The organism is Flavobacterium sp. SH_e, assembly GCF_025717045.1.
Lineage (GTDB): Bacteria > Bacteroidota > Bacteroidia > Flavobacteriales > Flavobacteriaceae > Flavobacterium.
Genome location: NZ_JAOVZN010000006.1, coordinates 237,316 through 259,859, shown reverse-complemented (window position 1 = coordinate 259,859; position 22,544 = coordinate 237,316). Strand labels below are relative to the sequence as shown.

21 protein-coding genes and 1 tRNA gene are annotated in these 22,544 nt (G+C 30.7%); 5 read left to right on the top strand and 17 right to left on the bottom strand.

Annotation, left to right across the window (positions count from 1 at the left end; translation table 11 throughout):
- Positions 1 to 21: 21 nt before the first annotated feature.
- The 13 genes from OD917_RS11985 to OD917_RS11925 all read right to left on the bottom strand — a co-directional run bounded on the left by OD917_RS11985 (position 22) and on the right by OD917_RS11925 (position 13,553).
- A complete protein-coding gene (locus tag OD917_RS11985) occupies positions 22 to 789 on the bottom strand; it encodes a glycosyltransferase family 2 protein (RefSeq protein ID WP_263523749.1) in 768 nt (255 codons plus the stop codon).
- 30 nt (positions 790 to 819) lie between these two features.
- Positions 820 to 1,803 carry a UDP-glucuronic acid decarboxylase family protein gene (locus OD917_RS11980; protein WP_263523748.1) on the bottom strand — a complete coding sequence of 328 codons (984 nt, stop codon included), beginning with the start codon at positions 1,801 to 1,803 and terminating at the stop codon, positions 820 to 822.
- 1 nt (position 1,804) lies between these two features.
- Positions 1,805 to 2,929, bottom strand: a complete 1,125-nt coding sequence (locus tag OD917_RS11975) for a glycosyltransferase (RefSeq protein WP_263523747.1) — start codon at positions 2,927 to 2,929, stop codon at positions 1,805 to 1,807.
- The gene (locus OD917_RS11970) at positions 2,916 to 4,112 is read right to left on the bottom strand and encodes an O-antigen ligase family protein (RefSeq protein ID WP_263523746.1); all 1,197 of its coding nucleotides are present in this window, start codon (positions 4,110 to 4,112) and stop codon (positions 2,916 to 2,918) included. The genes OD917_RS11975 and OD917_RS11970 overlap by 14 nt, the downstream gene beginning before the upstream one ends.
- On the bottom strand, positions 4,105 to 4,902 hold the full coding sequence (locus OD917_RS11965; protein ID WP_263523745.1) for a glycosyltransferase: 798 nt from the start codon (positions 4,900 to 4,902) through the stop codon (positions 4,105 to 4,107). The genes OD917_RS11970 and OD917_RS11965 overlap by 8 nt, the downstream gene beginning before the upstream one ends.
- Positions 4,895 to 6,286 carry an O-antigen ligase family protein gene (locus tag OD917_RS11960; RefSeq protein ID WP_263523744.1) on the bottom strand — a complete coding sequence of 464 codons (1,392 nt, stop codon included), beginning with the start codon at positions 6,284 to 6,286 and terminating at the stop codon, positions 4,895 to 4,897. Before OD917_RS11960 ends, OD917_RS11965 begins: the two co-directional genes overlap by 8 nt.
- Entirely contained in the window at positions 6,287 to 7,453 is a 1,167-nt protein-coding gene (locus OD917_RS11955) for a hypothetical protein (RefSeq protein WP_263523743.1), read from the bottom strand.
- Positions 7,454 to 7,589: 136 nt separating this feature from the next.
- Positions 7,590 to 8,126: a hypothetical protein gene (locus tag OD917_RS11950; protein WP_263523742.1), complete on the bottom strand. Its 537-nt coding sequence runs from the start codon at positions 8,124 to 8,126 to the stop codon at positions 7,590 to 7,592.
- A 54-nt stretch (positions 8,127 to 8,180) separates the two neighbouring features.
- A complete protein-coding gene (locus OD917_RS11945) occupies positions 8,181 to 9,164 on the bottom strand; it encodes a hypothetical protein (RefSeq protein WP_263523741.1) in 984 nt (327 codons plus the stop codon).
- An 8-nt stretch (positions 9,165 to 9,172) separates the two neighbouring features.
- Positions 9,173 to 10,852, bottom strand: coding sequence for a DUF6909 family protein (locus tag OD917_RS11940; RefSeq protein WP_263523740.1), 1,680 nt, complete (start codon positions 10,850 to 10,852; stop codon positions 9,173 to 9,175).
- A 44-nt stretch (positions 10,853 to 10,896) separates the two neighbouring features.
- Complete coding sequence (locus OD917_RS11935) at positions 10,897 to 11,478, bottom strand: transposase (protein WP_263523739.1); 582 nt, start codon at positions 11,476 to 11,478, stop codon at positions 10,897 to 10,899.
- Between the two features lie 69 nt (positions 11,479 to 11,547).
- Positions 11,548 to 13,035 (bottom strand): GH3 auxin-responsive promoter family protein, encoded by a 1,488-nt coding sequence (locus OD917_RS11930; protein WP_263523738.1) that lies wholly within the window; start codon positions 13,033 to 13,035, stop codon positions 11,548 to 11,550.
- A gap of 11 nt (positions 13,036 to 13,046) precedes the next feature.
- Complete coding sequence (locus tag OD917_RS11925; protein ID WP_263523737.1) at positions 13,047 to 13,553, bottom strand: peptidase; 507 nt, start codon at positions 13,551 to 13,553, stop codon at positions 13,047 to 13,049.
- Positions 13,554 to 13,766: 213 nt separating this feature from the next.
- Between OD917_RS11925 and OD917_RS11920 the strand changes: the two genes are divergently transcribed.
- Entirely contained in the window at positions 13,767 to 13,946 is a 180-nt protein-coding gene (locus OD917_RS11920) for a twin-arginine translocase TatA/TatE family subunit (RefSeq protein WP_111284299.1), read from the top strand.
- Between the two features lie 210 nt (positions 13,947 to 14,156).
- On the opposite strand, the gene OD917_RS11915 is transcribed toward OD917_RS11920, so the two are convergent.
- Positions 14,157 to 16,280, bottom strand: coding sequence for a Tex family protein (locus OD917_RS11915; protein WP_263523736.1), 2,124 nt, complete (start codon positions 16,278 to 16,280; stop codon positions 14,157 to 14,159).
- Between the two features lie 116 nt (positions 16,281 to 16,396).
- On the opposite strand from OD917_RS11915, the gene OD917_RS11910 reads away from it, so the two are divergent.
- A complete protein-coding gene (locus OD917_RS11910) occupies positions 16,397 to 16,666 on the top strand; it encodes a DUF1294 domain-containing protein (protein WP_263523735.1) in 270 nt (89 codons plus the stop codon).
- 139 nt (positions 16,667 to 16,805) lie between these two features.
- Here OD917_RS11910 and rpiB read toward each other — a convergent pair whose 3' ends face one another.
- Both rpiB and OD917_RS11900 read right to left on the bottom strand, forming a co-directional pair.
- A complete protein-coding gene (gene rpiB, locus OD917_RS11905) occupies positions 16,806 to 17,237 on the bottom strand; it encodes a ribose 5-phosphate isomerase B (RefSeq protein ID WP_008465784.1) in 432 nt (143 codons plus the stop codon).
- Positions 17,238 to 18,039: 802 nt separating this feature from the next.
- Positions 18,040 to 18,273 carry a DUF2007 domain-containing protein gene (locus tag OD917_RS11900; RefSeq protein WP_263523734.1) on the bottom strand — a complete coding sequence of 78 codons (234 nt, stop codon included), beginning with the start codon at positions 18,271 to 18,273 and terminating at the stop codon, positions 18,040 to 18,042.
- A gap of 110 nt (positions 18,274 to 18,383) precedes the next feature.
- Between OD917_RS11900 and rnr the strand changes: the two genes are divergently transcribed.
- From rnr to OD917_RS11885, 3 genes are read left to right on the top strand one after another with little or no spacing between them, the layout of a single operon-like run.
- The gene (gene rnr / locus OD917_RS11895; RefSeq protein WP_263523733.1) at positions 18,384 to 20,567 is read left to right on the top strand and encodes a ribonuclease R; all 2,184 of its coding nucleotides are present in this window, start codon (positions 18,384 to 18,386) and stop codon (positions 20,565 to 20,567) included.
- A gap of 22 nt (positions 20,568 to 20,589) precedes the next feature.
- Positions 20,590 to 21,258 (top strand): head GIN domain-containing protein, encoded by a 669-nt coding sequence (locus OD917_RS11890; RefSeq protein WP_263523732.1) that lies wholly within the window; start codon positions 20,590 to 20,592, stop codon positions 21,256 to 21,258.
- Between the two features lie 13 nt (positions 21,259 to 21,271).
- Positions 21,272 to 21,952 (top strand): LysE family translocator, encoded by a 681-nt coding sequence (locus OD917_RS11885; protein WP_111378732.1) that lies wholly within the window; start codon positions 21,272 to 21,274, stop codon positions 21,950 to 21,952.
- A gap of 442 nt (positions 21,953 to 22,394) precedes the next feature.
- On the opposite strand, the gene OD917_RS11880 is transcribed toward OD917_RS11885, so the two are convergent.
- Positions 22,395 to 22,465 (bottom strand) — tRNA-Cys (locus tag OD917_RS11880).
- Between the last annotated feature and the right edge of the window lie 79 nt (positions 22,466 to 22,544).

Genomic DNA, 22,544 nt, shown 5'->3' with positions numbered 1-22,544 from the left:
ATTGCGACATCAAGTTGAATTTTAAATCTTCTTTATATATTTTGGTTTGATTATCAATTGAGTAAATAAAAACCTCATCATCAATAAAACAGAAAACGCAAAATTATATCCGTGAAATTCTCTGTAAACACCAAAATTATGTTTAATCAATTTAAATTTTGAAGAGGAAACAGAATCTTTTCTAATTCTGTAAAAAGCTAAAGATTCTGGAACTGGTTTTGCTATTTTAATTTGTTTTAAAATCGTAAGCCATATTCTCCAATCTTGTCTTTTTTGAGAGGTCTCCAAGATAATTTTCCCAAAATAATCTGCATCATAAATGGCTGTCAAATTACCTACATAATTACAAAAAAACAATTGTTTATAAGTTAACGGATTTGGTGATTCTACTTTTCTATTCAAATCATTTCCGTCCTCATCAATAGAATCGTAAAAGCTGAAAGTAAAGTGTAAATTATTTGCTTTTAAAAACTGAATTTGCTTTTCTAATTTCTCAGGAAACCATAAATCATCAGCGTCTAAATAAGCTATATATTTTCCTGTTGCTTTTTCTAAAGCGGCGTTTCTGGCAAAACCATTTCCGCGATTTTCTGGTAATTTGAAAAGCTTTATTCGGCTGTCATTTTTAACAAATTCCTCAATTATAGCAACCGTATTATCTGTAGAAGCATCATCAACCAAAATCATTTCCCAATTTGTATAGGTTTGATTTTGAGCCGATTCTATTGTTAATCTAATGAACTTTTCAGTATTAAATGTTGGTGTTAAAATAGATACTAAATCGTTCATTAGAATTTATTTTCTTAAAAAGTGGAATTTTTATTTAATATAGCTTGAAAAATCTTTGTGCTCTTCTTTCGAAAGTTCCTCTGGAGACAACGATCTGAAATAATCATAAGTAATTTTCATTCCTTCGGCACGACTCACTTTTGCTTCCCAACCTAACAATTCTTTTGCTTTTGTTGTATCTGGCTGACGCTGCAACGGATCGTTTACTGGCAACGGATGATAAACCACTTTTTGGTTTGTTCCAGTCAATTTTATAATTTCTTCCGCAAAATCTTTGATCGTGATTTCGTCTGGATTTCCAATGTTAACTGGATACACATAATCAGAATGCAGTAATCTGAAAATACCTTCTACTTGGTCATCAACATAACAGAAAGAACGCGTTTGCATTCCGTCACCAAAAATGGTTAGATCTTCACCGCGTAATGCCTGACCAATAAATGCTGGAATTACACGTCCGTCGTTTAATCGCATTCTTGGTCCGTAAGTATTAAAAATACGAACAATTCTGGTTTCTACTCCGTGAAAAGTATGGTACGCCATTGTGATAGATTCCTGAAAACGTTTTGCTTCATCATAAACACCACGCGGACCAATTGTATTTACATTTCCGTAATATTCTTCAGTCTGAGGATGAACTAATGGATCTCCATAAACTTCTGAAGTCGAAGCAATCAAAATTCTTGCTTTTTTAACTCGAGCTAATCCCAATAAATTATGCGTTCCTAAAGAACCTACTTTTAAAGTCTGAATTGGAATTTTTAAATAATCGATCGGACTTGCTGGTGATGCAAAATGCAGTATATAATCTAAATCACCAGGAACGTGAACAAACTTGGTAATATCATGATGATAAAACTCAAAGTTTTCTAGTTTGAATAAATGCTCAATATTTTTAAGATCACCAGTAATCAAATTATCCATTCCAATCACAAAGTAACCTTCTTTGATAAATCTGTCACATAAATGCGATCCTAAAAAACCTGCCGCTCCAGTAATAAGTATTCTTTTCATGTTATTTTAATTGTGCGTTGTAAATACTTTCGAGATCATCTATTTTTTGATAAATATTATGATTCTTTTCAAAAGTTTCCTTCGCATTTTTTGAGAACTCTAAATATTTATTTTCGTTTTGAAGTAATTCAATTATTTTTTGACTGAATTCTTCTGTATTGTTTTCTTTAATGCAGTAACCGTTAAATCCATTTATAATTAGATCTCGGTTGCCGTCACAGTCAGAGACTACGCCTGGAATTGATAATGCCAAACTTTCAATTACAGAATAAGGCAATCCCTCATAACGTGCAGTAGAAAGATATAGTTTTGATTTACTAATAATGTTTAAAACATCTTCTCTCGAAGTCCAACTTAATAATGTTACTTTTTCTTTTAAATTTAGTTTCACTATTAAATCTTCCACTTGTTTAATATGATCTGCATGATGTCCTAAACCTAAAATAACCAAATGTACATCTACTGATTTATTGAGTTCATATAAAACTTCAATTAATTCTTCAATGTTTTTTTGATAACAAGGTCTTCCAACTGTACAAAGATATTGGTCTGGCCATGTTTTAGGTATTGATAAATCAAAAATATTTTCGATTGGTTCTATCGCATTATTAAACAGATTCGTTTTTGATTTTGGAAAACCAACTTCATTTATCGCTCTATTTAGCTCAGATTGTGACGAAGCTAATAAAATCGTTTTTCCTTTAGAAAGCATTTTTTCAATTATTAAAAAAAATACTTTTTTAATTTTACTCTCCGCACTCAAAAAAGAAAATGCTTGTGGCGTGTGTAAAACTTTTATTCCTGTCAAAAAACCAACTATTCTACCAATAACACCACCCTTTGTACTATGTGAATGTATCAAGTCTGGTTTTTCTTTACGAATGATTTTCCAGGTCTTTAAAATTGCCTGAAAATCACTTTTAAAAGATATTTCTCTGTAAATTGGAAGCTTATAATCTACAATTGGTTTAGCATCTTTATCTACAAACCCATTTATAGTGTCCGAATCCCCATGAATTACAATATTCTCAAAAGTCTTAGTATCCAAATTGTGAAGTATCTGCCTCAAAGAGACATCAACTCCTCCAACTGAATGTAGAATATGAGCAATTTTAATTTTCTTCATTTATTTTATTATGGGCCAAAATTAGTATAAATATACCAAACAAATAACATCCAAATTGTCGATAAAATATATTTTCTACTATAAAAAAAAGTAAGAACGAAACTGCGATCGCTACTTTGAAAAAATCAGATTTAGATTCAGATATTAATTTTACAAAGAAAGCGACAAACAATAAAAAAGCTGTAATTCCTCCAATTAAATAGAAATCGATAAACTGGTTATGCGAATTAAATTTCTCTGATAAAAAATATTCTCGTTTTGATTCATTTTCAATCTTTGAGGAATAACAATTCAAAAAAAGTTCTCTTATTCTTTGGTAACCTTCAAATCCAATTAAAATTTTAAAATCATTTTCTTTTGTCATTTGATAGGCACAATCCCAAATCACGATTCTTGGTTCATAATCTGATGCTGTTTTCAAAGACTCTGAAAAATTGCTTTTTATAAAAAAACGCTCAGATATATTTTTATTAGTAAAAATTAAAAGCACAAATCCAATGGCTAAACTTATTAAAATAACAGCCTTTTTCAATCTACTAATTTTAAAATAAAACATTAGATAAACTGCTGCTAATATGAATATTGTTATTATGGAAATTCTTGCTGAAATTAAAACTATAAACAGAAATAATATTAATCCATTAATAATCCATATCTTTTTTAAAGGTGGATCTGAAATTGCTTTTTCAATAGCAAGAAAAATTCCCAAAACAGCAATAAATCCAATATAAGGGCGCTCCAATAACAACAATTGATTAACCTCAGCTGTATTTGAAAAAGGAAGATTTTTGTTTTTAAAATAATACAAAGCAATTAAAAAAAGTGAGCTTACAACGACAAGAGTTATTGCACATAAAATAACTGTCTTTAACTTATCTGTAGATTTAATTCTCTGAAAAACTATTGAAAGCCAAAAGATTAATAATAATCCTTTATAAACTTTCAAATCATAAATTATTGTTCCGAAGAGAAGCGACTTAAAACTTAAAAAAATTAATATTGCTAATAAAAAATTGCTAGAAGAAAACCTGAATTTTGGTTTTTGAATTGATCTAAAATCAATAATTGTCCATAAAGATAAAACCGCTAAAATAATATTAGGAATCGCTTTTGAAAAAAAAAGCGATAATATTAAACCATAAGCAAGGTATTCAAAACCGTTCTTTTTTAATGTATTAAGCATTTTTCTTCATTTTTTTAATCGCTAAAATTATATTATATGGCAAAATAAGGAGTATATAATTTCTAAAAAGACCATAGATTGGATACCATCCGAAATAAAAATTGTCTTTTATGATTTGAATTCTGCTTTTTACCTGCTGCTGTCTTTTTTGCAAAGAAATCCCTTTTTCATTAATTTCAATTTGGGTCAAGTACTCTTTTATATTTGCCATTTTGTACTTTTTTAAAATAGCAAAAAAGAAAGCATAATCTTCAGCAGATTTATAATGAGTAGGATAATATCCAATTGTTTCAATTATTGACGTGTAAAACATTACAGCAGGATGTATGAGCATCGAATTGAAGTACATTTTTTTTTCTATCTCTTCATGATGTAATGGAAGATTAATTGAATATAAAAATTTATCATTGCAATCAACAGCCAATACATTTGAACCAACAATTTTAATTTCGGGATTTTCTTTTAAAAATTGGTGTTGAATCTGAAATCTTTTTCCTAAACAAATATCACCACAATCTAATCTTGCAATATATTCATATTTTTTAGCTTGAGCTATTTCTAACCCTTGGTTTAATGCTGATTCTATTCCTCCATTTTTTTCTAAAATCTTAAAAAAAACTTTTCCTTTTGCTTTAAAACTTTCATAAACTAAATCTTCATTTAGTTTAATTGCACTTCCATCATCAACAATTAGCACATCTGATTCTTCATCAGGATCTATTGACCTTAAAGACTTTAACAATCCTTCTATATTATTGTAATATGGAATTAAAATAAGAATTTTATTCATCTTTAAATTTTAATGGTTTGTATCTCATTCTTATCAAAATAGCCAGACTTAACCAAACACCATACATTCTGAAAGTATCTATTTGCAGCCAGTTTACATATAACCCAGAAAGAGATATTAAAATGATTATTAATAGAATTTTATCCTCATCTTTGGCTGTTTTCATTAGTTTTCTAACCTCAACCAAAGAGAAAAAAATAAGCATTAAAAATAAACCAAAGCCAATTAATCCTGTCTCTGCGAGCAATCTGGTGTAAATATTGTAACCTGGCGGAAATGATTTTTCGTTTTTATTTTTATACAGTAATTCAAATTCATAATTATTTCTTGTTGCCCAGCTCGGATAATGTGTTCGAACGTGATACCCTTGCTGTCCAAATCCAACACCAACAATGGGGTTTTCACTAAAAACCTGTAAAGCAGCATACTGCATTCCAAACCGAGATTGATTGGATACGTTTTTAGTTAGATTTTTTCTAAAATCCAGCGAATCTATTTTATCTCCTATGGCGTTAACAATTTTAGTTCCATTTAAAAGAAGCAAAAAACAAAATACAATAGTAAACGCAAGGAATGATTTTAAAAGATAAGATTTAAAACGCTGATCTCGATATAAGAAAACACAAAATATACATACTTGAAAAAGAACAACTATAAGTCCTGTTCGTGATCCTGAAAAATAAGTCAGAAATAAAACAGCAAAAGCTGGTAAAAATTTTACTAGGCCTTTTTCTGTAAGTATATAACTAAACATCCAACCAGAAATAGTAATAAGGTAAATAGCTAAAAATGGAGGTTCATAAGCAATGGACGAAATCCTTCCTCCTGTTTGAAGAGACACTTCTAGAAAGGGGAAAAAATCGAATAGTTTTAAAACTGAATATAGTTTTCTGAAACCAAAAACTACAACCAAGACTTCAAGAAATCCGTATGTAAAAGCTATAATTAATGAAAGTAGAAATACCTTTCTTATTTTTAAAAGAATATCAATGGTCTTCATTTTATAGATTACATTCCAATAAAATAAAAAGAAAACAACGCAGGATAATATCATTGAAAAATATTGTCTCACAAAACGGTTAATTCCGCTAGTATGTTTAAAATAATTTGAGACAACGGTATTTGCATTTAAAATAGTGGTTATGAAACACCATATTAAAAAAAAGACAAGTATTTGGAAGATAGTACTTTTATAAGGAATTGAAATTTTGCCTTTTGCAATAGATTCAATACCTAATAGTAAAAAACCTAAAAGAAAAAAAAGTGCTCCAGATTCTGTTTTAAATTCTCCCAAAAAAGAAAGCCCTTGATATTCATTAAATGAAAAAAAGAAAAGTCCTAGAAAGAAAAAAAACAGATATATTTTTGATAATGGTATTTTCATTTACTCATCATTTTTTATTTGATTAAGTAATAGCTTTTTACAAATAATACTTCTTAACAACCAGATAAGGGTCATATTAAAAATTATTATTTCTATAGCATTAACGAAAATAAAAGTAAACAATAAAATTACTATTGTTATCAAAACTATTATCAAGTTTGATTTCCTTAAAGTTTCTATCGATGTTTTTGCCTCAAAGGCAGAACTTATTGACGAAGAGTATAATCTTGTTATGCCCGAAATTAAAAACATCGCTATTACGCTTAAATATTGGTCGAAAGGAAAACTTAACCATTTGAAATAGCTCAGAAAAAAAGTAACACAGGACAATGCTAAAGCCATTAAAAATCCCAATAAAATGACTTTCTTTCTAAATTTTAAAAAATAAGATATCGTGAAATTGTTTTTGAAAAAAATTAATTGTTTAAAGCCAATATAATTCTGTAAAATTGAAAAAGGTGACAAAAAAAAGCTTGTTAAATAAAAGAAATTACCAAACTGCTCAAAACTATATTTATGTTCTACAATAAAGCGATCTGCAAAAACAATAAGAGAAAAAGATGAAATTGAAACAAAAAAATGAAAAGAAGATTCTAACATTCTATTGTTTGATATTATCGAATTAAACTCAAATTTTATTTTTTTTAAAATATATAAAAGAAAGAAAAAAAAGCAGGATATAGTAATAAGAGAAACTAAAAGTAAAAATAAAGAAAGATCTGAGTATTTGTATATCAAAAAAAAGATTGCCAGCAAAAACATTGCAATCTTCCAAACATTTGATAATAACTGTGATAACACAAAATTTGAATTTAATCGAAATGTTGATACCAAAAAAGTAGAACCAATTATACTTAAACTTACTAAAATTAAAACAACGAAATTAAGCTGTATTTCTGGATATAGATGTCTAAATAAAACTGTCCCCGTTACCGAAGAAAAAAGAGCAAAAAATAGAATTAAATAAAGTATTGATTTTTGAGTCAAAATCTCATTTTTGTTTTCGACTCTTGAAAAACGAATAAAAACTTGCTCGGTTCCAAAAATTCCAAAAACATATATAAATGAAAAATAAGTAACAAAAACAGATAAATATCCGTACGTTTCAGCGCTCAGAATTTCCTTCATAATAATATTTGAAGCAAAAAAACTTAAAGCTCCAAACATTAGCACTATTAAAGAGGCATGCTGAAAAAAATATTTTCGTAAAATAAATATCAATACTTTCTTTATATTAAAAAGGTTAATTCATAAAAAAATGAATTAACCTCTATATTTTGATTTATAATTATCTATCAAGAAATTACAACTGTTTCCCTTCAAGTTTTTCAAGCTCAACATATATTGCTGGCTTTGTATTAAAAATTGGATCATAATTACCTTCTTTTTCTGTAAAAGAAGCTGTTCCAGTTGCAGCATCAAAATTTATAAATTCATTTGGAGTAAAATATTTTAATAAATCTTGCTGTTCTACTTTAAAAATTTTACCATTATAACTTAAGGCAATTGAGTTAATTTTGATTGGCTGTTGTTCTTTTTTTGAACTAATATCAAAACGAATATCATTTGGCAAAATTCCTTCGGGTATACTAAAAGTAATTGTTTGCGCTTCTGCTTTTCCTTTTACACCATTATACACTGTGTTTTTTGCATCAAAATAAGCAATAGACGCATCTTTGTAAAAAAGAATCAATTCGTCATCTTTTTGAATATTCAAATCAACAATAACATCAAAAGTATTTGCTTTAACTTCCTCAATAGGCTCCTGCACATCCTTATTTTTGCAAGAAATAAAACATACAATTGCAAGTAAATTTATTAAAATGTTTTTCTTGTTCATTATTTTAAAATTTTGACAAATGTAATTTTTTTTGATTTAAATAATGGTAAAAAATTAATTTCCAAAAAGACTGTTTTGCCTTCTATAAAATTTAATAAAAGATCTATAGAATATAAAGAGTAAAACAAATAAAACTGGTAAGATAAATTTCAAATACTTCTCTGTAATTTTTTCATACTCTATATTAGTTGTAATACTGCTTTCTTTAATTATTTTGTCATAAGCTATCAATTCTATCTTATGAATTGCCTGCTCATTAATTAATGTTTCTTTTGTTTTAATAATATCATTTAATTGAGTATTTTCATTGTAATACACCAATTTATCATTTTTAGCACCGCTATTTGTTGATTTAGAAAAGTTATCTAAAAGACCATCAATTTGTTTAATAATCGTATCATTTTTTCTCATTTTTAGCTGAATATTTTCATACGACTCTTTTTGAATTTTACTATAATAATCAGATGAATTAAAATATTTCAAAAATGGTTTAACCAGCTTTTCTTCAGATGTTTTGTTTTTTGTTGTTAAAACTATAGTCTGATACGTATAATTTTTACTTGTTATATTTTCCTGAAGCACTTTTTTAATGTCCCCGTCTTCGGCCATTAATTTTATCAATTCAAAATTTTCTGGTTTATTGTTGATAAAATTGTAAACATCTGCAATTGGTTCAATTTCGATCTTTTTCAGGTTATCAGGATTTTGGATTCCTATTATATTTTTTAAAAATAAAGTGTCTCCTTCCTTAATCTTAGCATCAATCAACTCTATTTTAGAATACAGATAATCTGTACTCCCAAAATTTGGTGCCACAATAATTTGATGCTGATAGCTTTTCTTAAAGTTTTCCAATAAAAATCCTGTCCCAAAACCTACAACAATTAAAATAAGGACAGTAACCCAATTCTTCACAAAAAATTGAATACTTTTAAAAATAGAAGTACTAACTCGGTCAAAAAAATTGCCGATTTTTTTTGAAATCTGAGCCAAATCAATCTCTTGATCTTCTGTATTCTGAGGTACTTTTGTACTCATTTAAAGTGTTATTTTATATTGAAAATCTGCTCTAAAATTTTAATTGTAATCAAATAAGTTGGTTTTACACCAGTTGTTCCCAATCCGCCAGAAGCCAAAGTGCTTCCTGTTTCCAAAGGATTATCTGAAGCATAATATGCATAACGAACTTTAATATCGTGCGGTACACTTTTTCTAATTTTTGATGCAGACTGAATTGCTTTTTGGTAATAAGATCCTTCCATTTCAAGACCAATTACTCCCCAAGTCGATTCGTGGAAAAACTTCAATAAATCTCTGTTTTGCAACGAAGTTCCTAAAACGGTAACCATCGCGCCTTCATAAATATCAATTTCATTTCCTTCGAACATTGCGCCCGTAAGTTCATTTTCGAAGAAATAATTATCCGCTGTTCCTTCATTTATATGCGCTGTTGGAATCATGATATCTCCTTTTCCGCCTTCCAAAATTCCAGCTTTACCCATAATCGAAACCGATTTTACATTTAGTAAAGTTTCCTTTTTATAAGGTTTTAAAAGTTCATCGATTGTTTCATACGCCTGCTCGCCAAAAGCATAATCCATTACGATAATAACAGGTTTATCTTCACCTACATTAGCATGAGAAAAGGCTGTTTTTGACCAGTCAATTTTGGCTGTATCAAAAATCTGAACATCGATATTTGTTCCTGAACAATCCGGCAACGAAATCATTCCATTTTTTAAAGCCAAATCTTCAACTTGAGATCTAATTTCTTTTGAACCTGAACCACTTAATTCTTCATAAATAAAGAAATCTGTTTTTCCTTTATATTTTGTTTTCAGCAAAGGCGTTGCAAAAATAGAATTCATCACACTGTGCATATTGGCACTTATTATATGAATTGGTCTTTTCAACAAATCATTTGCTTTTAGAACTTCTTTTATATTCGTTGCCCAAATTTCTCCGTGAATATGATGTCCAAGACGCTCACGTAAAACTGGACTAAAAGTAATTGTACGTTTGTTGTTTTCAACAATTTCTTCGATTGCTAATTTTCCTAACCAATAAATAACGTGCAAGAAACGATCTGGTGCAGTTTCTGAACCAAATGAATCGTAAATATCTAAAACTTCTTCGAAAGTTCTAGCTAAAATATTTGCAACATGAGAAATAGCTTTTTCTTTTTCTACCAAAGAAAGCTTTTTAGTCTGCATTACGGCTTGTTCCAATTTCTGCCAATCGCGAGAAACCTCTCCCCCATCGTCTATCAAAACTCTATTTTTGATTTTATGAGATTCAATGAAAATGAAAGTCAAATGTGTCAGAATATCATAAATGTCCGAACGTCCGCGCGTGATTTCGACATTCATTTGTTCTTCGTCAATTCTATAACAATTTCTTCTTCTTTTTGGAGGAACAATCGGTTGGAAATGTGATTTAGAATATCCTTCATCTGAAGTTAAATTGATAAAGCGGCATTGTTCAATTCCTATCGGAAGACGTTCTATAACATATAAAAGTCCGTTTAACTCTACTTTTTCTTCAGCAATATTCCCGTAGATTTCAGGGCGTAAAGCCAATAATGATTCGCGTAAGCTATCGCCAGAAACTCCCATTGGTTTGTAAAAACCACGGTTGAATAAATGGCGCATTGTAATGTACATTTTTTCTATAGCCGCAGAAGATTCCTGCGCTCTAGATCTTGATATATGTTTGGTTTCTTTCATGCTTTTTACTTTAAAAAATCAAATGTAAGAATTTTGATTTTTAACTATGTTTCTTCTGTTTTAAATTTATCCTTTACCCAATTTTCAGGATTTGAAACAATGTAATCAGAAATTCTTTGATATTGATTATTATCTCTAATTATATTATCATAAAATAATTTTTGCCATTGATGTGGATATCCCAATCTATTGGCATGTTTGGTTACCGCAGATTTATAGGATCCAACAATAGACGAAATCGTATTTTTTCCAATGTTTTGAAAACGATTCGAACCCAATTTTTGAAATATTTCTGATGGTGGTACAGACAGGGCATGCCCTGTCTCTACAATATTCGTATTATTCAATTTTTTATCGATAATCAAAATTCCATGAATATGATTTGGCATGACAACAAAATCACCCAATTCGACATTTTTATGGTGTATGGGTATTTGATGCCACAATATATCGGCAATAATACCAACCTCTGATAAAACCATTTTATCATTTTGAATTTCTCCAAAATAATGTTTTCTGTCTTGTGTACAAATTGTTATAAAATAAGCTCCATTCCAACCATAATCCCACCATTGCGCTCTTATTGAAGAAATACGGTATTTATTTTGAAACTTTCCTTGACTCATTTAATTTTCATTTACTTATCCATCCTAATTCATATGAATAAATAACTGCTTAATCTTGGAAATATTATTTTATTTTGTAAGATTATCCGCAATATCTCTGTTGTTCGATAATCTCGGAATTTTGTTCTGTCCACCTAGTTTTCCTTGTGATTTCATGTAATCTTGAAATCCGTTTTTAGAAACTTTCGTGACAACTACTTTTCTTAAAACATTTCCGGTAATTAAATCGTCGTAATAAATATTTTGTTTTCGCATTGAATTATCAATCGTTTCAGCAAAAACTTCCATGTTTTCAGGCTCTTTTTCAAATTCGATCAGCCATTCGTGATACGGAAGTCCGTTTGACGGATTTATTTGCGGTGCCACTGTAAATTCGTTGATTACAATATTAGTAGAATTTACCGCTTCTTTCATCGCATTTTCAACTTCATTAGCAATAACGTGTTCTCCAAAAGCCGAAATATAATGTTTAATACGTCCAGAAACTATAACACGATGAGGAGCCAAAGAGGTAAACTGAATCGTGTCACCAATATTATAACGCCAAAGTCCTGCATTGGTCGAAATAATTAAAACGTAGTTTACTCCAACCTCAACTTCGCCTATTGTCAGGGCTTTTGGGTTTTCGCTAAAAAATTCGTCCGCTTTTATAAACTCGTAGAAAATTCCAGAATTCAGTAACAAAAGCATTCCTTTTTCTTTCTGCGAATCTTGATATGCAAAAAATCCTTCAGAAGCTGGAAATAATTCAATACTGTCTACTTTTCGGCCAATCATATTTTCAAATTTGGCACGATAAGGCTCATAATTAACGCCTCCGTAAATAAACAGATTGAAGTTTTTGAATATCTCGCCAATCTTTTTTCCTCCGCTTTTCTTTTCCAAACGTTCAAAATACATTTGAACCCAAGACGGAATTCCAGAAATAACAGACATATCTTCTTTTATTGTCTCATCTACAATTGCATCTACTTTCGTTTCCCAATCGTCAATACAATTGGTTTCCCAAGATGGCATTCTATTTTTCTGAAGATATTTTGGAACAAAATGCGCTACAATTCCCGAAAGTCTGCCAAATTTAATTCCGTATTTCTCGGTTAAAATGGGACTTCCTTGTAAAAAGATCATTTTTCCGTCAACAAAATCTGCATTTCCAGTTTCATTAATATAATGTAGGATAGCATTTCGAGCCGCTTCTATATGATAAGGCATCGATTCTTTGGTCAGCGGAATAAATTTTGCTCCAGACGTTGTTCCAGAAGTTTTAGCAAAATACAATGGTTTTCCTTTCCATAAAATATCTGATTCGCCTTTTACAACCTTTTCTATATAAGATTTTAAATCTTCGTAATCTCTTATAGGAACAAGTCTCTGAAAATCCTCAAAAGTCTTTATCTGATCGAAATGATGGTCTTTTCCAAATTCGGTATTTTGAGCATTTTCAATCAAACTTTTAAAAACCCTTTGTTGGGTTTCAATAGGTTTTTCAGCCCATCTAAACGTTTGTTTATATATTTTTCGGGCAAAAATTTTCGCCGCAATTGACTTAATTGACATTTTCAGTGGTATTATTTTTTGTCACTTTTCTTTTTGTCTTGAGATTTTGCTTTCAATTCCTTTTCAGTTTGAGCAACATCTTCTCTTAATTTTATTTCAGCTTCTGAGGCTTTCATATTTAAATCTGAAGCATCTTCAACTGATTCTGCTTTTATTGAATCTTTATTGAATTTTGAATATTCTAATTCTCCCTTTAAAACTTTCTGAATTCCTTTTATATAAGCTTCATTTTGTTTCAAGGCCGTTTCTAAAGAATCTGATTTAATTGCCAGTTTTGTGGCATTTCGCTTCAATTCTGTCGAAGAATATCCAGGAATAAATTCACGAAGCGGAGTAAATGCAATAATGAAAGTAGTAACCAAAATTAGAAATATTCCTCCTAAAGTAAACGTTACAAAGACATTCATTAAAGTAAGCCTAAAAGAAAATATCTCTTCAAAAGTGTCTTCATTTAAAATTACCAATCGGTTTTTAATGAACAGTTTTTTCCTAAAATTCTTTTTCTTTTTATTAGTCATTATGCTTCTTTATGCTAGCAAATATAGTAATTAATCATCATGATTTTTGTTCGAAAAATTTCATGAAGAGCTATAATTTACGATTTTATAAAATATTTAACGCGGTCAGATCGAAATATTTTAAACTAAAAATACTTCTATTTCGTATATTTCTATATACCTTTGCGGAATAATTAAGAAAAACAATTTGCTTCGGCATTAAATATATTAGTCATGGGAAGATTAGGTCTTACAGAAATCCTTGTTATCGTAGGTATTGTGATATTACTTTTTGGAGGTAAAAAAATTCCAGAATTAATGAAAGGTTTAGGAAGTGGAATTAAGGAATTTAAAAACGCTGCTAAAGACGATCAACCTGCTGCTCCTAAAAAACAGGAAGAAGAAACAAAATAAGAAATTCGAAAAACTTATTAAATCCCAAATTACAGATGTAGTTTGGGATTTTTTTATGGCTTATAATGAAACTACTCAATAGTTTTGTCATTTCGACCGAAGGGAGAAATCGCACAAGTATTTCCGCACAGAGAATTTTAATCTTTGTCGAGTTTCTAGTGTGATTTCTCCCTTCGGTCGAAATGACAAGATTGTGAAAAATTAGCATTTTTACAAAACCATCGTCAGCTGAATTCTCTTTCTATCCTCATCAACTTCAGTCACTTTCACATCAACATGCTGATGCAATTTCACAACTTCGTTCACATCACTTACAAACCCAGCTTTTAACTGAGAAATATGCACTAATCCGCTTTCTTTGATTCCGATGTCAACAAAACAGCCAAAGTTGGTGATGTTATTAACAATTCCCGGAAGAATCATTCCTGTTTTCAAATCTTTGATCGATTTTACGTTTGCGTCAAACTCAAAAACCTTAGCCGACTTTCTTGGGTCTAATCCGGGCTTTTCAAGCTCTTTTATGATGTCTTTTAGCGTTAATAAACCAATTTCTGGTGTTACATACTTTTCTGGCTTAATAAGCGCTGTTTTCTCTTTATTTGCAATTAATTCGTTTAAAGAAATATTCAAGTCCTTCGCCATCTTTTCAACAACAGGATAAGCCTCTGGATGCACTGCCGAATTATCCAGCGGATTTTTAGCATTTGTAATTCTAATAAACGCTGCTCCTTGCTGATACGCTTTATCTCCTAAACGAGGCACTTTTTTCAGCTGTTTTCTATCTTCAAAAGGGCCGTTTTCAGAACGATATTGTACAATGTTTTCCGCCAGCTTCTCCCCAATTCCACTCACATAACTTAATAAGTGTTTACTTGCCGTGTTGATGTTAATTCCAACCGAGTTTACGCAACGAATAACCGTATTATCTAATTCTTCTTTTAATTTAGTTTGGTCAACATCGTGCTGATATTGTCCTACTCCAATTGCTTTTGGATCGATTTTTACCAATTCGGCCAAAGGATCTGAAAGTCTTCTTCCAATAGAAACCGAACCACGAACAGTTACATCATAATTTGGGAATTCTTCTCTCGCAATTTTTGATGCCGAATAAACCGAAGCACCAGCTTCTGAAACAATAAAAACCTGTACCGGTTTGTCAAACGCAATTTTTTTGATGAAAAATTCCGTTTCACGAGAAGCTGTTCCGTTTCCAATAGAAATTGCATCGATTTGATACGCATTTACCATCGAACGGATTTTTTTTATCGCCATCGATTCCTCATTTTGAGGCGCGTGCGGATAAATGGTTTCATTGTATAACAAATCTCCTTTTTCGTCCAGACAAACGACTTTACAACCGCTTCTAAATCCAGGATCGATTGCCAAAATACGTTTTTCTCCCAACGGCGGAGCCAATAATAACTGACCTAAATTGTTAGCAAAAACCTGAATTGAATTCGCATCGGCTTTTGCTTTTGCTTCCTGCAACGTTTCGTTTCCAATTGCCGGATTTAGTAAACGTTTATAACTATCTTCAATTGCTAATTGTAAGTGAGCTGTTGTATTATTTTGTTTTTTAATGATGATTTCGTCAATTACATCATATGCATCGTCAATATCAACATCAATTTTCATTTTGATAAAACCTTCATTTTCTGCACGTAACATTGCCAATAAACGGTGTGCTGGCGCTTTTGTCAAAGGTTCTTCCCAATCAAAATATTGGTTGAATTTCTGCGCTCCTTCTTCTTCAGCTTTCTTTTTAACCACTTTTGTAGCAATAGTCGCTTTTCGCTGAAACAATCTTCTTAATTGTTTACGAACATAAATATTTTCGTTAATCCATTCGGCTACAATATCTCGTGCGCCTTGAATAGCGGCTTCTTCGTTAATAACATTTTCATTAATATACTGAGTCGAAATAAAATCGATATCAGCATCACTTTCAGATATAATGAGTCTCGCCAAAGGTTCAAGACCAAATTCGCGCGCCACATCAGCTTTTGTTTTTTTCTTCTTTTTATAAGGAAGGTAGAAATCTTCTATCTCTTGTAAATCAAAACTGTCTTCAATCTTTTTCTTCAATTCTGGTGTAAGCGCTTTTTGCTCTTCAATAGATTTTAAAACGGCTTCTTTACGTTTTATAAGTGTATCATAATCTTTTTGAAGCTTTGCAATCTGCTCAATTACAGTTTCATCAAGATTTCCGGTTGCGTCTTTTCGGTAACGCGAAATAAACGGAATCGTACAGTCTTCTTCTAATAATTTAACTGTGTTTTGAATACTGACTGCGGGTGCCTGAACAGACTTGGCAATAAATTGAATATTAGTCATACTTTTAATGAAATGATTTTCTTACTTAAAAATGATATAATTTACTTGTTAAAGCGTTTCTGCAAAATAGTAAATCATTCGGCTAAAATAATATCTTTGTTTTTAATTTTAAGCTAATGGAAGTTTTATTACTATATTTTTTATTTATAAACATTCTCGTTTTTATTTTCGCGGGATATGACAAATCTCAAGCCCGAAAAAATAACCGACGTATTTCCGAAAAAACCTTGTTTCTCATGGCTTTAACTGGTGGATCGCCAGGATTATTAACAGCGATGTTATTATTTAGACATAAAACGAGTAAAACTTCTTTTATTGTGAAGTTTGCCGTGATTTTAGTAATTCAAGTGGCTTTTATAATTACGTATTTAAATTATAAAAAGTAGATATTAACATTGTTGATAACTCAAAAATTACATTTTAAAATACTGAATAATAAATACTTAAAATAAAAAACCGAGCAAATTAAAAATCGGCCCGGTGTGTTTATGAATAGGTGCGAAGCACCGAATTTTTTTTGACTTTTTATGCGCAAGCAATTTTGTTCACTCTATTTTGGTGTCTGCCGCCTTCGAAAGCTGTATCAAGAAAAGTTTCAACGATTTCAACAGCTTGATGAATAGAAGTGAATCTCGCTGGAATACTCACAATATTGGCATCATTGTGTAAACGCGTCAAATACGCGATTTCTTTAGTCCAGCATAAACCAGCTCTTACTTTCGGGTGTTTATTAACAGTCATCGCGATTCCGTTTCCGCTTCCGCAGATAACGATTCCAAAATCTGCTTTTCCTTCAGATACATCGTTGGCAACTGGATGTCCAAAATCTGGATAATCTACAGAAGCATCAGTATCTGTACCGTAGTTAGTTACTTCATATCCTCTAGCTTTAAGCATTTCAACAATTGCTTTTTTATATTCTGGTCCTGCGTGGTCGTTTCCTATCGAAATTTTCATTTTTCTATACTATTTAGTTGTGTCATGCAAATTTACTTAATAAATAGATGTTTGCCACGAATTACTCCAATTTTCACAAATTTTTTTCTTTTTAAATACTATATAAACATTCTAATATAAACTCTTGTACATTCGTCCAATTCTTGGCAAAACACTCCATTTTACAACTATCTTATAGTCAAAACCTTATCAGTTATTAACAATTTTGATAACTCCATAAGTATCTCACAATCAATAAATAATAAGCAGAAAATTTGTTAAAATTTTGAGGTGTTAATAGGAGTTTGTAATTGCTTGATATTCAATTAACTTTAAGTTAACAGAAAATGTTAATAAGTTCGAAAAGAAAATTAGAAGTTTTTTTTGGTTGTTTAAGAAAAATGCTTAATCCAAAACGTGATTTAAATATGCAAGAAAAGTTTCGTGAATTTTTGGAAAAGTTATCAATATCAAAAATACCATTTTCAACAGTAATCAACATATCAACTTATCTACAAAATCAATTCAATTTTGGTTGTCAACCGTTGTTAATTAAAATACAAAAAGTCTTATAAATAAGTAATTTAACTAAAAATAACTATGTTGATAACTCAGAATAAATAAGTAAAACGAGATTTCAATGACTTCAAAAAAAAATTTATTCGACATATTAACACACTATAATAACCATCAAATTTTTTTAAATTTTTAAAAATCTTTTTTGTTGTATTTAATATATGTTGAAAACTAAAAAAGTTGAAAAGGAAAAAATTTTTTTTGAGATTGAATTTTATTCTGTTTTGAATTCGTTTGAATTTTTGTTTCAGACAATTTTAAGCGGATTATTGAGATTGTCCAAGATTTCTTGAACTTGTTCGAAATCGTTTGGATGAACTTTGAGTTTGATTCCGCCCAGTGCATTGGAGTAAAATGGCATTACAGAGAGTGTCATTTCGTTTTCGAAAAAATAAGGAATTCCTTCTTGCTCTAGTAAGTGTTTGAGAACTACGGTTTCGTGCAGATAATTGAATACGGCGATCGTTTTAAAGCTTTCCATTTTAGGTCTTTTTGTAAATGTACGAAAAGTTATAATTTTAATAATTCTATTTGTTAAAATCTGTAATCTGATTTCTTATTCGTAATTTTAAACCTTATTAGAAAAGATATATGAGTAAGAAAATTAGAAAGCCGATAAAAAAAGAGAAAGATTTCTCTGGGAAAATCCTGAAGATTTTATCGCAAAACGCTAATAAGGCATTCAATTACAAACAGATAGGAGCAAAGCTAGAACTTGATGATACAAAAAGCAGAAATCAGATTATAAAAGATCTAAAGATTCTGGCAGCTCAGAAGAAAATAGTAGAAACAGAACCTGGAAAATACTTAGTAAAAGCCGTAAGCCAGGATTACTACGAAGGAACAATAGATATGACGAGCAGAAAAACGGCATATTTTATTTGTGACGAATTTGAAGAAGATGTTTTTATTCCGACCAATAATTTGAATCGTGCTTTAGATAAAGACAAAGTAAAGGTTTACGTTTATAACAGAAGAAAAGGAAAAAGACCTGAGGGTGAAGTAATTGAAGTTATAGAAAGAGATAAAACAGAGTTTGTAGGGGTAATTGATATGCAGCCAAATTTTGCTTTTGTTTCTACTGCAAATCCTAAAATGTATACCGATATTTTTATCCCTAAAGATAAAATTGGTGAAGCAGAAAACGGTGACGTTGTTTTAGTTAAGATTGAAGATTGGCCAAAAAGAGCTGATAGTCCGTTTGGATCTGTAATTCGAGTTTTAGGAAAACCTGGAGAACATAATACTGAGATTCATGCTATTTTAGCAGAATATGGTTTGCCAGCAGATTTTCCGGTAGAAGTAGAGGTGTATGCACAAAAACTGGATACTTCTATTCAGGAATCTGAGATTGAAAAGCGTCGTGATATGCGCGATACGCTTACGTTTACGATAGATCCAAAAGATGCAAAAGATTTTGATGATGCGTTGTCTTTCAAAAAGTTAGAAAACGGAAACTTCGAAATCGGAATTCATATTGCGGACGTTTCGTATTATTTGGAAGAAGGAACAATCCTTGATGATGAAGCGTATCAAAGAGCAACTTCGGTTTATTTAGTGGATAGAGTAGTGCCAATGCTTCCAGAAGTGTTGTCTAACTTTGCTTGTTCGCTTCGTCCGAATGAAGAGAAATATACTTTCTCTGCAATATTTGAAGTTTCTCCAGCAGCTCAGGTTATCAACCAATGGTTTGGAAGAACTGTAATTTATTCAGATCAACGTTTTGCTTACGAAGAGGCTCAGCATATTATTGAAACAAAAGGAAATAATACGATTCCAGTTGATATTTCTATTACTGGAGAATCTTATGTGGTTTCAGATGAAATTGTTGAAGCAACTTTGAAACTAGATGAATTAGCTAAGATTTTAAGAAAGAAAAGAATGCAGCAAGGTGCTATTTCTTTTGATAAAGTTGAAGTGAAATTTAATCTTAATGAAGAAGGTGAACCAGAAGGAGTTTATTTCAAAATCTCAAAAGATGCGAATCATTTGATTGAAGAATTTATGCTTTTGGCTAACAGAAAAGTAGCAGAATACATTGGAAAACAGAAGAAAACCTTTGTTTACCGTATTCACGATGAACCAAATGAAGATAAACTGATTGCAATGCAAACTGTAATTGCTAAGTTTGGTTATAAAATTGATTTTAGAACAAAAGGCGATATAGCAAAATCAATAAACGCTTTGATGGAAGAAGTAAACGGTAAGAAAGAACAAAATCTTATTGATACTCTTGCCATTAGAAGTATGAGTAAAGCCAAATATTCGACAGATAATATTGGACATTATGGTTTAGCTTTTGATTATTATAGCCATTTTACATCGCCAATTCGTCGTTATCCAGACGTAATGGTACATCGTTTGCTGCAATATTATTTGGATGGAGGAGCTTCTGTAGATGAAGAAACTTATGAAACCAAATGTCTGCATTGTTCAAACATGGAAAACTTAGCAACAAATGCTGAGCGCGACAGTATCAAATACATGCAGGTTAAATACATGCAGGATCATCAGGACGAAGAATTCCTTGGAGTTATTTCTGGTGTTACCGAATGGGGAATTTATGTTGAAATTGTTTCTAACAAATGCGAAGGAATGGTAAGAATCAGAGAAATAAAAGAGGATTACTATACTTTTGACGAAAGACAATATGCATTGGTTGGAGCAACTTCAAACCGTTTACTGCAATTAGGAGACGAAATTTATGTGAAAGTAAAAAATGCCGACTTAGTGAAAAAACAACTTGATTTTCATTTTTTAAGACGAGCAGAATAAATATTAATTTAAAAATAAAAGTATGAAAAAGCTAATTATAGGAGCAGCAATTTTATTTGTACAAATGTCTTTTGGTCAAGTTACCAAAGAGTTAGGTGATTTTGATACCGTAAAAGTATTTGATAAATTAAGTGTAAAATTAGTTCAAGGATCTGAAAATAAAATTGTTATAAAAGGTACTAGAGAAGCAGAATTAGAAGCTGTGAACAAAAACGGTATTTTGAAACTAAGAATGCCTTTTCCAAAATTGCTGTCAGGAAATGATCTTGAAGTAACTTTGTATTACAAACATTTAGAATTGATTGATGTTAATGAAGGAGCAGAGGTAAAAAGCAGTGAAGCTATCAAAGCTACTTCTTTTAAAGTTAGTGCTCAGGAAGGTGGTATTATTAACGTTGATTTGGATGTTGATAAACTAAAAGTAAGCTCAGTTTCAGGTGGCAAAATTACATTAACTGGAAAAGCTGCCAACCAAGATGCAAGTTTAGGAGCTGGTGGATATTTACTAGCGAGTAAATTAGAAACGTCTCAGACCACTGTAAGCGTTTCTGCGGGCGGAAAAGCAGATGTTAATGCTTCTACCCTTGTCGATGCAAAAGTGAGCGCAGGAGGCTCTATTTACATTTATGGAAAACCAAAGCAAATAAACCAAAAAACAGTTTTTGGCGGTAAAATCGAAGAAGTAAAATAACAAGTAGTAATTGATGATTAACGATATTCTAGCGGGACTTCCTTGGGGACTTGTTCTTAGTTTTATGGTAGGTCCTGTATTTTTTGTTTTATTAGAAACCAGTATTACAAAAGGATTTAGAGCTGCAATTGTTTTTGATTTAGGAGTAGTATTAGGTGATATTTTCTTTATTGCTATTGCTTATCTTGGAAGTTATAGGCTGATTTCTAGTTTAAAAGATGATCCAGCACTTTTTATTTTTGGCGGAATAATTATGCTTTCTTATGGTATCATTTCGTTTGTGAAACTAAAGAAAGAAGAAAAAATAAACGATGAAGAAATTGATCGTGATATTCTGAAAAGAAACTATGGTAGTTTGTTTGTAAAAGGATTTTTACTGAATGTTATTAACATTGGTGTTCTTGGTTTCTGGCTTGCCGTTATTATTTCTGTAGGTCCAAAATTAGATATGCAGACTCCTAGAATGATGACATTTTTTACTGCTGTAATTATCACTTATTTGTTAATTGATTGTGCTAAAATTTTATTAGCCAAACAGTTAAAATCAAAAATGACTCCAACTAATATCCTTAAAATTAAAAAGGGAATTAGCGTGGTTTTAATGGTTTTTGGATTTGCTTTAGTAATCCAAGGCTGGTTTCCGAAAGAGAAAGAAATGGTTAAAAATGCTTTCGAAAGAATAGAGAAGAAGTAGTTGTTAATAACCCAACTTATAAATTAAAAACCTCTGAATTTCAGAGGTTTTTTTGTGTTTATAAGTCATTGAGAGGAACGAAGTAATTTCATTAGAACTTTGAAAAAGTTGACTTTGTTTGTCATTTCGACGAAGGAGAAATCTCCGCAAGTAACTCCGCAACAATTATCCAATCTTTGTAGAGCTTCTAGTGGAGATTTCTCCTTCGTCGAAATGACATAATTGTGTATAATTACGTTAAATAGAAAACCCGACAGATTTTTAAAACCTGTCGGGTTTATTTACAAGCTTTAATAATTAATTTTTCCTAAAAATTGGACATAAAAAAAACTTCAAATTGCTTTGAGGGTTTTGAGTTTCGTCAGGATTCGAACGTATATTCTAATTAATTTTCTAAAAATTAACCATAAAAAAAACCTTCAAATTGCTTTGAAGGTTTTAGAGGCATCGTCCGGATTCGAACCGGAGTAGGAGCTTTTGCAGAGCCCAGCCTAGCCGCTCGGCCACGACGCCATTACTTGAACGGTTGGCAAAAGTAACTAAAATCTTTAAATTTCAAAAGTTTCATAGTAACTATTTTAAAATTTTAGGA